We start from the raw sequence: 15,187 nt of genomic DNA on the forward strand, positions 1-15,187 counted from the left end.
TTGTCTCTCTTCCGGCCCACCGCGAGCGACGCGGCGACCCGCCACATCGAGGATTACGTGTACTCCGTCCCCGACGACGAGATCCACCTCGCCCATGTGCGCGATCTCTCGGCGCCGGAAGCCCTCGTGTCGCTCGTGCCCCGAGCGAGCCCCGCGGCAGGGCCGCGTGCTAGAGCTCCGCCATGGAAGCGCTGGATCTCCGCGCGGACCAGCTCGCCTCGGCGCTCGGCGCGCGGCCTCTTCTGCTGCTCGCGCTGCTCCTGGCCGGAACGGTGGGGGTGCTCCTCGGGCTCGTCGCGGTCGCCCGCCTCTCCGAGCGCCACGCGCGGGCGCTGTGGGCGCGGGCCGCCGGGGCCTACCGCGCGGCGGCCGAGCACCCGGTCACGCAGCGGCTCTCGACCCGGTTCCCCGGGGTCGCGCGCGTGCTCCACGAGCTCTCCGCGGCCGAGTACGTCGTGATCCACCTCGGCCTCGGCCTCGTGCTCACCCTGGGCGCGCTCGTGTTCGTCGCGCTCGCTGAGGCGGTGAGCGGCGGCGCGTCGATCGTTCAGGTCGATCTCGCGCTGGCGCGCGCGCTCCACGCGTCGTCGAGCAGCGCCGGCGTGACGGCGCTCCACGCCTTCACGCACCTCGGCAGCGGCTGGGCGCTCACGGCGCTGGCGATCGTCGTGGCCGCGGTCCTGCTGAAGCGGCGGCAGCGCGTCCTCGCGATCGGCTGGCTCATCGCCCTCGCCGGGGGCGGGCTCCTCAACCGGGCGCTCAAGGCCCTGTTCGCGCGGCCGCGGCCGCTGTTCGACGAGCCGCTCGCGGTCGCCCAGGGGTGGAGCTTCCCGAGCGGACACTCGATGGGCACGTTCGTGACCTTCGGCATGCTCTCGTACCTCGCGTTCCTGTTCCTCCGGACGCTCCGCGCTCGCCTGGCGTTCGTCGCGTTCGCGCTCGGCTGGACCGTGGCGATGGGCTTCAGCCGGATGTACCTCGGCGTGCACTACCTGAGCGACGTGCTCGCGGGGTTCGCCGCGGGCGGCGTGTGGCTGGCCGTCTGCATCTCGGGGATCGAGGTCGCGCGGCGCCGGCCGAGCAAGATCGACGGCCGGCCGCCCCCTGGCTGAACGGCCGCGCCGGCCCGCCGCCGCGGCTCACCGCTCCACAAGCACGAACCGCGTCTTCCCCTCCCGCCACGCCAGGAGCAGCACCGGCTGCTTCCCCGTCGCGTCGACCTCCTGCTTCAGCTGCTCGGGGCTCGTCACCGCCTTCCGGTTCGCCTCCAGGACGACGTCCCCCGGCATCAGCCCGGCCCGCGCGGCAGGGCTGCCCGGGCTCAGCCCCAGGACGAGCGCGCCCTTCACGTCGGCCGGGATCTCGAACCGCCGCCGCAGGTCGTCCGAGAGCGCGGCGATCTCGATCCCGAGCGCGCCGGTCGGCGTGGGCGCCGGCGTGGGCGCCTCCGGCTTCGGCTCCGGCAGCTCGTCGAGCGTCGCGGTGAGCTCCAGGTTCCGCCCGTCGCGGAGCACGCGCATCTCCACCGGCGTGCCCGGCTTCGTCTCGGCGATGCGCATCCGCAGGTCGCGGCCGTCGGTCAGGTGCTCCCCGCGCAGCGCGACGATCACGTCGCCGCGCCGGAGGCCGGCCTTGTCGGCGGCGCTCCCCTCGGACACGTCGCTGACCACCGCGCCGCGCGTGTCCTGCGGGAGCCCGAGCGCCTCGGCGAGCGAGGGCGACACGTCCTGGATCGCGACGCCGAGCGCGCCGCGGATCACGCGGCCGTGCTCCACGATCTGCTCCATCACCGCGCGGGCGAGCTTCGAGGGCACGGCGAACCCGATCCCCTGGTTGCCCTGCGCGCCGCGCGAGAGGATGGCCGTGTTGATCCCGATGAGCTCTCCCGCCATGTTGACGAGCGCGCCCCCCGAGTTGCCCGGGTTGATGGCCGCGTCGGTCTGGAGGAAGTCCTCGTAATCGACGATCCCCATGTTGCCGCGGCCGACGGCGCTGATGATCCCCTGGGTGACGGTCTGGCCGATGCCGAACGGGTTGCCGAGCGCGAGCGCGAGGTCCCCCACGCGCACCGCGTCCGAGTCGCCGAACGGCGCGAACGCGAACTCGCCCCCGTCGAGCTTCAGCACCGCGACGTCGGTCTTCGCGTCCACGCCGACGACCGTCGCCTTCATCTCCGGCCTGCCCGGCAGGGCGACGCGCACCTGGCTGGCGTCCTGGACCACGTGCGCGTTGGTGATCACGTGGCCCTCGCGCGACACGATCACGCCCGATCCGAGGCTCTGCTCGCGCTGCACTCGAGGGCCCGGCGGCTGGCCGTCCGGTCCGCGCTGCGCGTCGCCGTCCATCCCGAAGAACTCGCGGAAGTACGGGTTCGAGAAGAACGGGATGCGCTCCGGGACCGGCGGGCGCACGAACCGCACCGAGGAGACGTTCACGACCGCGGCGCTCACGCGCGACACGATCGGGGCGAATCCCTCCTGGAGCGAGACCGCCTCGCGGGCGGAGGGCGGCACGTCGAGCGGCCCCGGCGCAGGCGGGGTCGCCTCGGCGGTCTGCTCGCCCCGGCGCTCCCCCCGGTCCAGGCAGCCGAGCGGAAGCGCGGTGATCACGGCGAGAGAAAGAGCCCAGCGTGCATGCATGCCGGCGCCGCATTCATCTCCCATGCCCCGGCGCGCCGCGTCCGGCCGCCGGCTCGCACCCTGGATGAGCCGGCCAGCGCCGACGACGCGCCGGCTCTCTCCACGTCCTCCGCTTCCTCCGGAGCGAGGGCAGCACCGCGGAGGTCCACGGCCGCTTCCGCCGGGGCGTTTTGTCTCAGGTCCTCCCGGCGGCGCGCGGCGCTGTGGCGGGCGCGCGCCGCGGGAGCGATCCCCGTCACGGCGCCTCCGGCCCCCGCGGCCGCACCGTGGTCTCCCCCGGCGGCTTCTCCAGGAGGGGCGGCCCCCCGACCGGCAGCCAGACCTCGAAGACCGCGCCCCCCTTCTGGGCCTTGCGGTAGCTGATCTCCCCGCCGTGCTCGAACACGATCCGCTGCGCGATCGCGAGCCCCAGCCCCGTCCCCTTCTCCTTGCTCGTCGCGTACGGCTCGAACAGGCGCGGCACCATGTCGTCGGCCACGCCCGGCCCGTTGTCGCGCACCACGATCCGCACGCGGTCGTTCGGCAGCGGGCCGATCGTCACCGAGACGCGCGGATCGCGCCGGATCGCGCCCGCCGCGTCCAGCCCGTTCTGGACCAGGTTCGTGAGCACCTGGATCATCTGGTCCCGGTCCGCGGACACCCGCGGGATCGCGTCGGCCGCGAGCTCCACGCGCGCCGCCGCCGCGCCGCCCGTCCCGCGCGTCTCGGTGACCATCGCCTCGCCCGCCGGCGCGGCGTGCAGCGTGACCACCCCGCGCGCGATCGCCACGAGGTCGACCGGCTCCAGGTGGGGCGCGGGCAGCCGGGCGAACCGCGTGAACTCGGTCACGATGTTCGCGATCCGGTGCACCTCGTTCAGCACCGTCGACGTCGCCTCCTCGAAGTAGTCGTCGAACGCCGGATCCTCGCGCTGCCGCAGCCGCCGCAGCGTCTCCACCGCCGCGCGGATGGGCGCCAGCGGGTTCTTGATCTCGTGGGCGATCTGGCGCGCGACCTCGCGCCGCGCCGCGATCCGCTCGGTCGCCGCCAGGCGCTTGCGCATCGCCGCGAGCTCGTCGATGGTCGCGTTGAACGCCGCCGCGAGATCCGCGATCTCCCGCCCCCCGCGCCCCTCCACCCGCCGCGGCGCGCCGCTCATCACCTCGCGCGTCTCGCGGGCCAGCGCCGCGATCGGCCGCGACAGGCTGCGCGCCAGCACCACCGCGATCCCGAGCGCGATCGCCAGCACCGTGGCGCCGGTCAGGGCGATCGCGCGATCGAGCCGGGCCAGCGCCTGCTTCAGCGGCTCGCGCGACACCGAGGCGACCACGTCGAGGCCCGGGATCTCCGCGAAGTCGAGGACGCGCACCACGTCGGCCTCGCCGCTCCGGGGGGCGGGCCGCCCCTCGGCCGCCGCCGTGAGCCGCACGTGGTACGCGTCGCCGATCCGCGCGAGCACCGGGCCGATCCGCCGCGCCCCCACGAGGCCGAGCGTCACCCCGTGGCGCGACAGGGCGCAGTGGACCTCCAGCGACGGCTCGCCGCCCGCCTTCGCCGGCCGGAGCCGCGGCGCGCCCCCGGGGGCCTTGATCAGCTCCGCGAGCCGCGGGTCGCGGGCGCCGATGCGCGAGGCGTCCTCGGCCGCGAGGACGCTCCCGTTGCTCGCCACGAGCGACAGCTCGTCGAGGCGCAGCGCCTTGGCCTGGCTCGGGACCTGCCGGCGCAGCGCGATGCGGCTGCCCGGGTCCATCGCGTCCGGGTCGCCCTTGCCCCGCTCCAGCTCGACGTGGGCCTTGTCGACGAACGTGTCGTGCTGGCAGAGCGGCGGCAAGAGATCGCGCAGCGCCTCGGCCTCCCACACGAGCTGCTGCCGGACGCCGGCGTGCGCCGCGGCGATCCGATCGGCGAAGCCGCTCTCGATGATCTCGCGCGACGCCTCTCGCAAGGTCAGGCCGACGAAGGCCGTCGCGATGATCGCGACGAGCCCGAAGGCGAGCAGGAGGCGAGCGGCGAGGGGCATGGCGGGGCGGCCGCGGCCGCATGGCCACCCCGGCGGCCAGGACGGCCGGGCGGCCGCCGCGGCCTGCGGCGGTGTTCAGGGATCGGGCGTGGAGGGAACGGCGCCCGTGCCGAGCCCCCGCGGCGCGAACCTTCTTCGCCGCATCTCCGTGCATACGCGATCGGGTCGAGGTCGTCCAAGTTCATCGCGACTTCCCCACACGCCGGGGCCACAGTGCGGCCCGACCCTGCGCCTCTGCCCAGGAGCGCTCGGTCCGCTGCTCGCCTGCCGGCGGCGCCTCGCCGCGCTTCTGCCGCGCGCTCTCCTTGCACCGGGGGGCACTCGCCTCTTACGCTCGGTCGTCCTCGGGGTCGTCGGGTGCACGTTGGGCCACGCACGCGCCGCTGCTCGATCGCGCTGGAACGCACGAAATGAACTCCAAGCTCTCCATCGCCATCGCCGTAATCCTCCTGCTCATCGGCTTCGGGTTGAGTCTCGCGTCGAAGCCGCTGGCGGAGTTCTCGAGCCAGCTGTTCATGTTCTTCGGTCTCTCCGCGGCGGTGGCGGTGGTGTACGCGAGCCTCGCGGGCAAGGGCGGCGTCCCCCTCGGAGGCCTGCGCGACGCGCTCCGCGCGGCCGCGCGGGGCAAGCGCCCCAAGCTGCCCGAGGGCGCCCCCGCCGACGTCGCCGAGACCTACGAGCAGATCGCCGAGATCGCCGGCCGACAGGTCGAGCTCGCGGAGGAGCGCCACGCGCTCGCGGAGGAGCGCGACAAGCTCGCGCGCGAGCGGGACGGCCTCAGCCGCGAGCGCGACGGGGTCGAGCGGCAGCGCGACGTCCTGGAGCGGGAGCGGGACGCCCTGAGCCGCGAGCGCGACGGGCTCGTGAAGGAGCGCGACACCCTGGAGCGGGAGTGCGCGACGCTCACCCGCAAGGTGAACGACCTCGCGCAGCGGGGCCCCGACATCGACGTCGACGCGCTCGTCGACGCCGTGCTGCGCGCCACCGCCGGCGAGCGGGTGCGCGTCCCTCAGGGCGCGCCGCCCGAGCTCTCGCGCCTCTACACGGAGCTCACCGGCATCGCGGAGCGGATCACCCAGGCCGAGCTGCGCGACAAGCAGCGCCGGACGGAGCTGGCCCAGGCCACCATGCTCCTCGACGAGCTCCTGCCCAAGCTCAGCGACGGCGTGAGCAGCGTCATGCACGCGAGCGAGCAGGCCACCGTCTACATCCGCGAGATGACGACCGCCCTCGCCAACATCGCCCAGTCGGTCGAGTCGCTCGCGTCGAGCGCGGAGGAGTCGAGCTCGAGCATCCTCGAGATGACGGCCACCAACGAGGAGGTCGCCGAGAACGTCGGCGAGCTCGGGTCGAGCGTGCGCGAGACGGTCTCGTCGATCGAGGAGATGGCGTACTCGATCCGCGAGGTCGCGAAGAACGTCGACGCCCTGGCGCTGACGGCCGAGGAGACGAGCTCCTCGATGAACCAGATGGACGTCTCCATCGACCAGGTCCAGTCGAACGCGAACGAGACGGCCCGGCTCTCGGAGGAGGTGGCGACCGACGCCGAGAAGGGCGCCGAGGCCATCCTGAAGACGATCGGCGAGATCTACCGCATCAAGGAGTCGAGCCAGGAGGCCGTGGCCGTCATCTCGAACCTCGGCTTCCGCATCGAGGCGATCGGGCAGATCCTGGCCGTCATCGACGACGTCGCCGAGCAGACGAACCTGCTCGCGCTGAACGCCGCGATCATCGCCGCCCAGGCCGGCGAGCACGGCAAGGGCTTCGCCGTCGTCGCCGACGAGATCAAGGACCTCGCCGAGCGCGCCGGCGGCAGCACGAAGGAGATCGCGGAGCTCATCAAGACGATCCAGTCCGAGTCGAAGAACGCGATCGCCGCCGTGGAGCGCGGCGCGCACAACGTCGACCGCGGCGTCGAGGTGTCGAACGAGGCCGAGCGGGCCCTGAAGAAGATCCTCGAGAGCTCGCAGAAGTCGACCAACATGGTGCGCGCCATCGCCCGCGCCACGGTCGAGCAGGCCAAGGGGTCGAAGCAGGTCACGGACGCGATCGGCCGCATCGCCGAGACGGTGCAGCAGATCGCCGCCGCCACGGCGGAGCAGGCGCGCGGCTCGGAGCTCATCATGAAGAGCGCGGAGAAGATGCGGACCATCACGCAGCACGTGGAGCGGTCGAGCCAGGAGCAGGCGCGCGGCGGGCGCCAGATCACGAGCGCGATCGAGCAGATCTCGAACATGGTCCACAGCCTCAACGCCTCGCACCGGAGCCAGACGCGCGGCGGCGAGCAGCTCGTCGAGGCCGGCAAGCGCATCGAGGAGGCGGCGCGGCAGCAGGATCAGGCCGTGCGGCAGCTCGTCAGCGCCGCCGAGCGGATGCGTCGCACGGCGGCGATTTGACCCTTCGCCGCCCTTCCGCGCAGAGGCAGCGTCGATGGCGTTGACGATCGTGGTGCTGGCGCCCGCCGGAGCGGGGAAGGAGGGCGGGGGCGAGCTCTCCCTGACCCTGGACGCGCCCCGCATCATCCTCGGCCGCGCGGAGGGCTGCGAGGTCCGCCTCCCCGACGCGACCGTGAGCCCCCGGCACGCGTCGATCCGGCAGCGCGGCGCCGCCTACCTGCTCCTCGACGAGGGCAGCGACAACGGCACCTACCTCGGCAAGACCCGCATCGCCCCGCGCACGGCCATGCCGCTGCGCACCGGCGACCGCATCCGCATCGGCCGCGTGTGGCTCGCGCTCCGGATCGAGGCGGCGGTCCCGCAGGGAGCCCCGGCCGTGGCCGCCAGGGAGCTCGCCCTCGAGCTTGTCGCCCGCGGCCTGGCGGCTCAGGACGAGGATCCCACGCCGCGCGTCCTCGTCGTCGACGGCCCGGACCAGGGCCGCGTCCTGCGCCTTCCGGAGTCGGCGCGGCCCTACTTCGTCGGACGCGCCAAGGACACCGATCTTGGCCTCGACGACCCGGACGTCTCTCGCCGCCATGTGGCCATTACGCGCAGGGGGGATCAATTCTCAGTTCAGGACCTCGGATCGCGCTCCGGCGCCTCGCTCGACGGCGTTCCGGTGCCTCAGTTCGATACGATCTGGCGTCCTGGACAGGTGCTCGCGATCTCGGCCGATCGGCTCGTATTCGAGCATCCGGCCGCCGAGGCGCTCGCCGAAATCGAGCGCAGCCCGTGCGAGCCACTCCGTCCAGACGCGCTGTTCGAGCCCCCTTCGGCCGAAGAGCCCGCTGCGCATTCCACGCCGACGCCTCCGCCTGCCTCCGTGAGCACGTTATCGCCGATCTCGCGGCCTGCAGCGGCGGCTCCTCGCGTCGCGCAGGGCGGCGGGTGGGGGTTCACGGAGGCGCTCATTGCGTTGCTCGCGCTGGGTGTGCTGGGTCTCAGCATTGCAGGCCTGATGTGGATGCTTGGACGCGGTTAGCGTCTTGACGTCGCGCGCGCGCAGAGGTCGAAGAGCGCAGTCCCGGAGGGTGCGCATGCGTGCGATCCGAATGAGCGCTGAAGGCGAGATCGAGTACACCGAGGCGGAGCTGCTGGCGGAAGGGATCGGGTGCGGCGCGTTCGACCCGGGCGCAGCCGCGCTTGTCTTGCAGCACATCCATGCGGAGCGTGGATGGACGGACCACGAGGAGGTCCGCCGCGACACGAGCAATCCTCGCGACGAGGCGGAGAGCGCGCGGGAGGCGGACGAGCATTGCCATCTCGGCGACGAGGTGCGGCTGTTCGTCGAGGGGCACGGCCTTTACGACATCCGCTGCATGGACGACGAGTGGCTGCGGATCTGGGTCGGCGCGGGCGATCTCGTGGTCGTGCCGGCGCGGCGTTACCACCGCTTCGTGGCGAGCAAGGTCGCGGCGCTCCGCTACCTGCAGCCGTTCGGCGGCCGCCACCTGCTCATGCAGCTCTACCGCGTGTCCGACGATCGGACCCGCGCCTTCTGATCTGGAGGCCCCCGATGGCGCAGCCTTACCGTCTCGTCACGTCCGCGACCCGGATCCCTGTCCCTGGTGGCAAGCTGATCGAGGAGCTCTTCGGCCGGGTGAACACCGGCACGGACGGCTTCAGCCTGGCGCATATGGTGGCCCCGCCGGGGTGGAGCGAGCCGGCGCAGACGCCCTCGTTCGGCGAGCTGACGCTCATGATCCGCGGCCGCATGCGGGTCGAGATCGCGGGCGAGACGGTCGACCTCGCTGCCGGCCAGGCCATCTGGACGGAGCCTGAACAGCGCGTCCGCTACAGCAACCCGTTCGACGAGGAGAGCGAGTACTTCGCCCTCTGCATACCGGCCTTCGCGCCGGACCTCGCGCGGCGCGACGCCGGGTGAGCTGCGCCGCGCGTGCGCGGCGCGAGAGGCGCAGATCCTGGATCCCCGGTGCGCGCCGAGCGCGTACTATGCCCTATGCTCTTCGATCCCGCCGAGTTCCGGAAGGTGCTGGGCCAGTTTGCGACCGGGGTCACGCTCGTGACCACGGTGCAGGACGGTACGCCGCAGGCGATGACGGTGAACTCGTTCAGCGCCGTCTCGCTCGACCCGCCGCTCGTGCTGTTCTGCGCGGACCGGCGGTCGCGCACGAGCGCGGCCATCGAGGCGTCGGGGGTCTTCGCGGTGAACATCCTGCGGGAGCAGCAGCGGGACATCTCGGACCTGTTCGCCGGCAAGGGGACGGACCTCGATCGGCAGGCGGTGCTCACCGAGGCGCATGTGGCCGACTCCGGCTGCCCGATCCTCAAGGACGTGCTCGCCTTCATCGACTGCAAGGTGGAGCACGCGTACGACGGCGGCGATCACATCATCTATGTCGGCCGCGCGCTCTCATCCGGCCGGGGCGAGGCGGGCGCACCGCTCCTGTATTACCGGGGCACGTACCAGGCGCTCGACGACGTCTGGCGGTGGCGTGACCGGTACGCCGCGAAGGAGCAGGCGACCCCGTTCCACGAGCTCGTCGACTTCTTCGATCGCATGCAGGCGGAGGGCCCTTATGCGACGCTCGTCGACGAGCTCGTCACGCTGGTCGATCCGGGCGTGGAGGATCGGTGTCTCGACCTCGGCTGCGGCACGGGCCGCCTGACGCGCGAGATGGGGCGCCGGTGCCACGAGGCGGTCGGGATCGACGCGACGGCGGCGATGGTGGAGCGCGCTGCGCAGCGGGCGAAGGCGCTCGGCCTGGACAACGTGACCTTCCGGGAGGCGCTCGCGACGCGGCTCCCGTTCCCCGACGCCTCGTTCGACGTGGTGACCTCGTCGAACCTGCTCCTGCACGTGCCCGAGCCGGGCCCGGTGCTGGCCGAGGCGGCGCGCGTGCTCCGCCCGGGCGGCCGCGTCGCTCTCCTGGAGCCTGCGCCGGGGATGAGCCGCGTCGCGATGGCCGGCTACCTGCGCAGCCACCGGTACAACCCGTCGACGGCCCACGCGATGCTCGCGTGGGCCGACGCGGCGGAGGCCACCTACCGCCACACCGAGGACCGGCTCAGCGCCGATCTGAGCGGCGCGGGCTTCGAGGTCGATCGCCGCGAGCGCAGGATGAACGGCCTCGCGCTGCTCTGGATCGCGCACAAGGCGTGAGCGGTGCTCACTCGCTTCGGATACGGGCCCATCTCGACGTTTTCGGTGCTCAGCGCACTGGAGTGCGCTTCCGCGCCGAAAACGCCGATCTGGGCCCGTCTCCTGTGCGATTGAGCACCGCTCTGCGACGGCTGGATCAGATCCGAGTGAGAGCCGCTCTAGGCAGCCAGGCCCGCTGGGCAGCTCGGCGCGCTCGCGCCGCCCGCGAGGTCCGCGGGCGGTCGCGGCTCCGCGGAACGATGGGCATGAAAGGGGGCAGCACATCGGCCGCCGCTGGTCAACGCTGAACTGCTGGCGATCGGGGTTCGCTCAGAACACGTCCGGCGAGGGCGGCGCGGCGGGGCTCGGCTTGGCCTTCGCCTTGGTCTTGCGGTGCGCCAGGCCGAGCCGGACCAGGAAGTCGCGCCGCTTGATGATGGCGCGGGCCGTCTCGGACCATTCACGGTGCCAGGCATAAAGCGCGCGGAGCGCATCGACGTGCTCTTGACTGTCGACGACCGCCCTGACCGGCTCGGCGCCGCCAGTTTCTTCTCCGTCGCCCTCCTCGGCCGCCGTTCCCTCGCCCGACGCGATGTCAACGAGGTGCCGCAGGCGGCTGAGTTCTTCCTTTGTGTACCCGCGCTTCGCGAGCGTCTCCAACGCGGCGTGGTCGTCCTTGCGGGTCGGCTTGCGCTTCGCGCTCTTCTCGAGGGCGTCGAGCCGGCCGAGCAGCGTCTTCACGGACACGACCGCGGCCGCGCCGACCTGCGGGGTGAGGTTGTCGAACACGAACTTCTCCTGGAGCGGGTGGCGCCGCTCGAGCGCCGCGCGGATGATCCGGAAGTGCGGCTCGTCCCACGCGTCCAGCTCGGCGATCGCCGCGCCGACCTCGGCGTCCTCGACCTCGTCGGGCTCGCCGATGCCGAAGCCGGAGGCGCGGTGGAGCATGTCCCAGCCCTCCCTGTGGTCCTCGTCGGTGTAGCCGCGCTCCCGGAGGAGCGCGCGGATCTGCCTGTTCTTGCCCGCCGCCGACAGGAACTTCAGCGCGCGCGCCGGCGCCTCGGCGAGGACCTGCCGGCTGGGACCTTCGCCGTCGATCTCGATCTCTGAGCTCAATTGAACCTCCCTCACGGAAGGTGAGCACGGAGCCCGCTCGGCCGGCAAGCCGGCGGTGCGCCCCGCACGAACGCGGCGTCCGGCGAGGAGGTGCCCGGCGCGTGGCGGAGGCCATGTCGGCCGGTCCAGAGGGCCGTCGGGCGGTCCTGAAGGCCCAGGGGTGCGGTTTTCAGGGGATGTCGCGCAGGTCCGAGGGCCTCGGTGGCCGGCTGGACGGCGGCGCGGCCGGGATTTGAGCCGGATTTGACGGCCTGGAGGGCATGTCGGGCGGACCGACATGCCTCCGGAGCGGCCGGCATGGCCTCCGGAACGCGGGGGGTGGCCTTCCGGAGCGGCCGACAAGGCCTCCGGAGCGGCCGACAAGGCTTCGAGAGCGGCCGGCATGGCCTCCGGGACGCGGGGGGTGGCCTCCCGGAGCGGCCGACAGGGCTTGCGGAGGGAGGCGGCGGGGTTCGAGGCCCAGGTGGGGCGCTTTCGCACCGGGAAGGCGGCGCGCCGGGAAGGTGCTCGGGGCGCTGGCCCGTGGCCGAGCGCGCCCATTCGGCCTCAGATCGCCGAGGCGTGGTGGGGACCCGCGCGCTGCCGGCACGGCGCGTGTCCGCACGCGGGCCGTCTATCCACCCGGGCCGTCGTATTCACACGACGCCACACGGAAGGAGGCCGACACGAGGCGCGCAGGGGCGTCGTCGAAGGCGCGACCCAGATCGCACGGCGCCACCGAAAAGTCCGCTTCGTAGGGATCGTTCGACGTCACCTTGACCGTCACACTACAGATACCCGTGTAGTCATATCCGTCGGCGAGCACATAGACGTTGGTGTCAGTCGATCTGTCGTAGATCAGTATGCTTACGAAGCCGTCGCTGCGATTTTTGTCGTCCAGAAACACCTCTTGCATGCCGTCTTCCACGCCGCATATCGTTCCCCAACGATCGTACTCGTTGACGACATCTCTTCCGTCGTTGCCCGTGTCGAGCACGAGCTGCTTGCCCCTCACGTCGACGACTGCCTTGCCCGCGATGTCCGAGTTGTTCGATCCGCAGCCAAGCGACAGACAGACGGCGGAGATCCAAAGGGCGAGCGCGGTTTTATGCATGACGAGGCCTGGGTGAAGCGAGGGCACGACGCGCACACATGAGCTACGATCACGTCCTCGGGCACGTGTACGTCAGGGTCTGGTTGGTCGGCGAACGGCGCGGAGCGCAGCACACGATGTGCATCTTGCCCTTCTCCACCGTGCCGGTGACCGTGGATACGCTCGGCGTGCAGGAGCCCGGTTCCGCCTTCGTGAGCTCGGCGCGCATGGCGACCAGCGGCGATGGCGAGCTGACGTCGGCGCAGCGCGTCTCCGCTTGACCGATCCCCTCCGATGCCGCGATCTCTTCGCTGCATGCGGCATCGCCATACAGGAAGACGTCAGCGCTGCATTCCCCTCCTGCCGGCGGACCACACTCGCAAGCAGAGCACGAGCGATTGTCGATGAGCTCCTCGGTGAACTCGCGCTTCTCCGGGTAGTCGTCCCAGCACGATCCATCTGATCTCGTCTGGATGCAGAGGTCGTAGCCCTCGGGTGGCTGCCCGATGTAGCCACCGCAGGCCTTCCCGAACGTCGCGATGACCGGCAGCGGCTCGGGCGCAGGGGATGGCGTGCACGCGCCCAGCGTCGGCGGCTCGTAGGTCACCGAGGCAGGCGCATCGCTCGGGATCGGTGCGCCGGCCGGCGAGCACGTCCCGTCCCACCCTGCGCCAGCATCGAAGGACATCGGCTCCTCGGTCCCTGGGCAAAGGGAGGAGTGTGTCGTCACCGAGGAGGGGAGCACGCATGCGGCAGGGCCGCACTCGCACGCTCCACACGTCTGCGGCACGATCGCTCCCTTCCATCCCTCCCACAGCGTCTCGCGCTCGTCGGGACATGCAGGAGCCTCGTCTTGCGCCCCCTCCCAGAGCCAGACCGCCGGGCAGCCTGCATGAGGCTCGTCGGAGAGCTCCGGCACATCGTCACAGGCCAGCAGCATGGCCGGTGCCAGTACAAACAATACAGCCATTCGCATCGGTAAAACCTCCAGCCAGTGGGTAGACGATCGCGGCTCCTGCCGGCTCTGTCCGTCGCGAGCGGCCGCATCGGAGCCGGAACGGGGCGCCCGCAGAACGGGGTTGCAGCGAGGCCGGCGGCGCGCCGGGTGGTGTGAATCTCGGCCGGCTACCATTGGACCTTGACCTCCGCACCACCGGGGCGCGCCCGTAATTCCGTGTCGGCCGCGATGACGACGTAAGCAAATGTTGCGACGCCCAGCAGCGCCCCGGCCGTGAGCGAAGCCGTTCCCAGGTGGCTCATGGTGCTCACTCCTTCGACCGAAACATCCGTATGAGCATCCTTGCCTTCACGCTCTGGCTTGCACAGCGCCGCCTGCCGCGCGTCCTCCTGGCTGTTGGCCGCGATGTGGAGCCCGATCCCCGTCACGAGCAGGCCCACCGCCGCGGTGGCGCCGCCGGCGACGACCCACGGCTTCACGCCGGACGGAGCGGGTTCCGACAGCGCTGCCCGCGTCGGCGCGAGCGGGCCGGCGACGGTACCCGCGGGCAGGGCGGGCCGGCTCTCGAACCTCTCGAACGCGATGGGCACGCCTTGTGACTCGCCGGCCTTGGCCGTCACGCTCACACGAGCGATCCGTCCGTCGTACGCCATGGCGACGATCTCGTGCCGGCCTGGCAGCACGTACACCCGATCGGCGCGGGTGACTTCGCGCCCATCCACGAAGATATGCGCCGCCGCCACGCCCGGGGCCGTGAAGATGTGGACCTCGCCCACCTCCTGGAGCACCCTCGCGAAATCGGCGTGCCTGACCTCCCAGCGGCGGCGCTCGATGGGGTTCTTCGGCGGCGGCATCCGCGCGACGCACTCGGAGAGCTCGGTCGCGGCCACGTCCCAGCGACCGAGACGAGTATTCACCACCCCCAGCTGGCAGATCGCCATGGGCGAGGGGTCGAGGTGGTGGATGCGTGCCCAGAGGTTCCGAGCCTCGCCCAACTCGAGGTTCTTCATGGCCGCTTCGGCCTGCTGGATCAGCGCGTTCAGCTCCTTGGACTGAGGCGAAGGCTCCGCGGCGTTCAGGTGGGAGGACGCGAGGAGCGCGGCGATGGCCGCTGCTTGCGATGAACACGCTCGTCGGAGGGAAGTGGCCATGGTTCGCCTCGCCCAATTCGAGGGGCCTTCGACGCCGCGCCGGCGGCACCCAGCGCGGCGGATGTGGCACCTGTACCACGCTGGTCACATGGCCTACAAGGCGCGCGTCTTGGCGACGGCCACGCGTGCGATGCGGCGTGTCGGACCATGGGCACCCGCGGATCGGGCGAAGGACAACCGCGCCGAGCGTCGACGGCGCGCGCTTCGACCGGCTCGCCGCTGCTGCTGGCCTTCGCGACCCGTCCACGGGTCGCGCGCCGGAGCGTCCGGCGCATTGCAACCCATGAGGTCGCACGCGGACAGAACTCATGGTGGCAGGTACGGCTCGATACGAGCTCCCCTGTGAGAGGGAGCACGCGGCCTGGGTGGACCGGGGCATCTCGCCGCGCCGCTCCCTGGGCTCGACACCCAGTGGGCCCGCGTGGCGAAGCGCCGGTCGACCACGTGCTCGGGCTGCCGCTCGCGCACCACGCGCCCGACAGCGACTTGCACGCATCGCGAGGTTTCGAATCGCCGTCGCGCCTGGGCTCCCGTCGAGCGTCCCGAACACGCCCTCGTGCACGCTGACCTCCTGCACCGGCTCACTCCACTCAAGTTCGGGTTGTGCGACGCTCAGCCGATAACCGCTCTCATGGTCGTCGAGGCAGTGCGCACGCCGGCCGATCCGCGCGCGTTCACGCTCGGATTGCTCTCTCCTCGCCGCTGATCCAT

The 15,187-nt window shown here is 71.9% G+C and carries 12 protein-coding genes; 6 read left to right on the forward strand and 6 right to left on the reverse strand.

Going from position 1 to position 15,187, the window contains the following annotated elements:
* The first annotated feature begins 182 nt into the window (after positions 1-182).
* Entirely contained in the window at positions 183-1,112 is a 930-nt protein-coding gene (locus WME75_RS45325; RefSeq protein ID WP_437484545.1) for a phosphatase PAP2 family protein, read from the forward strand.
* Positions 1,113-1,139: 27 nt separating this feature from the next.
* Here the strand turns inward: WME75_RS45325 and WME75_RS45330 are convergent, their stop codons facing one another.
* Positions 1,140-2,609, reverse strand: a complete 1,470-nt coding sequence (locus WME75_RS45330; protein ID WP_437484547.1) for a Do family serine endopeptidase — start codon at positions 2,607-2,609, stop codon at positions 1,140-1,142.
* A 265-nt stretch (positions 2,610-2,874) separates the two neighbouring features.
* Positions 2,875-4,638, reverse strand: a complete 1,764-nt coding sequence (locus tag WME75_RS45335) for a sensor histidine kinase (protein WP_437484549.1) — start codon at positions 4,636-4,638, stop codon at positions 2,875-2,877.
* 410 nt (positions 4,639-5,048) lie between these two features.
* Here WME75_RS45335 and WME75_RS45340 point away from each other — a divergent pair, with 410 nt between their 5' ends.
* The 5 genes from WME75_RS45340 (at position 5,049) to WME75_RS45360 (ending at position 10,200) form a co-directional block, all read left to right on the forward strand.
* Positions 5,049-7,034, forward strand: a complete 1,986-nt coding sequence (locus WME75_RS45340) for a methyl-accepting chemotaxis protein (RefSeq protein ID WP_437484551.1) — start codon at positions 5,049-5,051, stop codon at positions 7,032-7,034.
* A 34-nt stretch (positions 7,035-7,068) separates the two neighbouring features.
* A complete protein-coding gene (locus WME75_RS45345) occupies positions 7,069-8,058 on the forward strand; it encodes an FHA domain-containing protein (protein ID WP_437484553.1) in 990 nt (329 codons plus the stop codon).
* A gap of 55 nt (positions 8,059-8,113) precedes the next feature.
* Positions 8,114-8,578: a hypothetical protein gene (locus WME75_RS45350; RefSeq protein ID WP_437484555.1), complete on the forward strand. Its 465-nt coding sequence runs from the start codon at positions 8,114-8,116 to the stop codon at positions 8,576-8,578.
* Positions 8,579-8,592: 14 nt separating this feature from the next.
* Positions 8,593-8,961, forward strand: coding sequence for a cupin domain-containing protein (locus WME75_RS45355; RefSeq protein WP_437484557.1), 369 nt, complete (start codon positions 8,593-8,595; stop codon positions 8,959-8,961).
* Positions 8,962-9,036: 75 nt separating this feature from the next.
* Complete coding sequence (locus tag WME75_RS45360) at positions 9,037-10,200, forward strand: flavin reductase (protein WP_437484559.1); 1,164 nt, start codon at positions 9,037-9,039, stop codon at positions 10,198-10,200.
* A gap of 309 nt (positions 10,201-10,509) precedes the next feature.
* On the opposite strand, the gene WME75_RS45365 is transcribed toward WME75_RS45360, so the two are convergent.
* From WME75_RS45365 to WME75_RS45380, 4 genes are all read right to left on the reverse strand, one after another.
* On the reverse strand, positions 10,510-11,295 hold the full coding sequence (locus tag WME75_RS45365; RefSeq protein ID WP_437484561.1) for a hypothetical protein: 786 nt from the start codon (positions 11,293-11,295) through the stop codon (positions 10,510-10,512).
* 613 nt (positions 11,296-11,908) lie between these two features.
* The gene (locus WME75_RS45370) at positions 11,909-12,388 is read right to left on the reverse strand and encodes a hypothetical protein (protein ID WP_437484563.1); all 480 of its coding nucleotides are present in this window, start codon (positions 12,386-12,388) and stop codon (positions 11,909-11,911) included.
* Positions 12,389-12,437: 49 nt separating this feature from the next.
* Positions 12,438-13,055 (reverse strand): hypothetical protein, encoded by a 618-nt coding sequence (locus WME75_RS45375; protein WP_437484564.1) that lies wholly within the window; start codon positions 13,053-13,055, stop codon positions 12,438-12,440.
* A gap of 437 nt (positions 13,056-13,492) precedes the next feature.
* Complete coding sequence (locus tag WME75_RS45380; protein ID WP_437484566.1) at positions 13,493-14,476, reverse strand: hypothetical protein; 984 nt, start codon at positions 14,474-14,476, stop codon at positions 13,493-13,495.
* Positions 14,477-15,187 lie beyond the last annotated feature (711 nt).

Origin of the sequence: Sorangium sp. So ce1014 (assembly GCF_051521505.1) — a bacterium.
GTDB lineage: Bacteria > Myxococcota_A > Polyangia > Polyangiales > Polyangiaceae > Sorangium.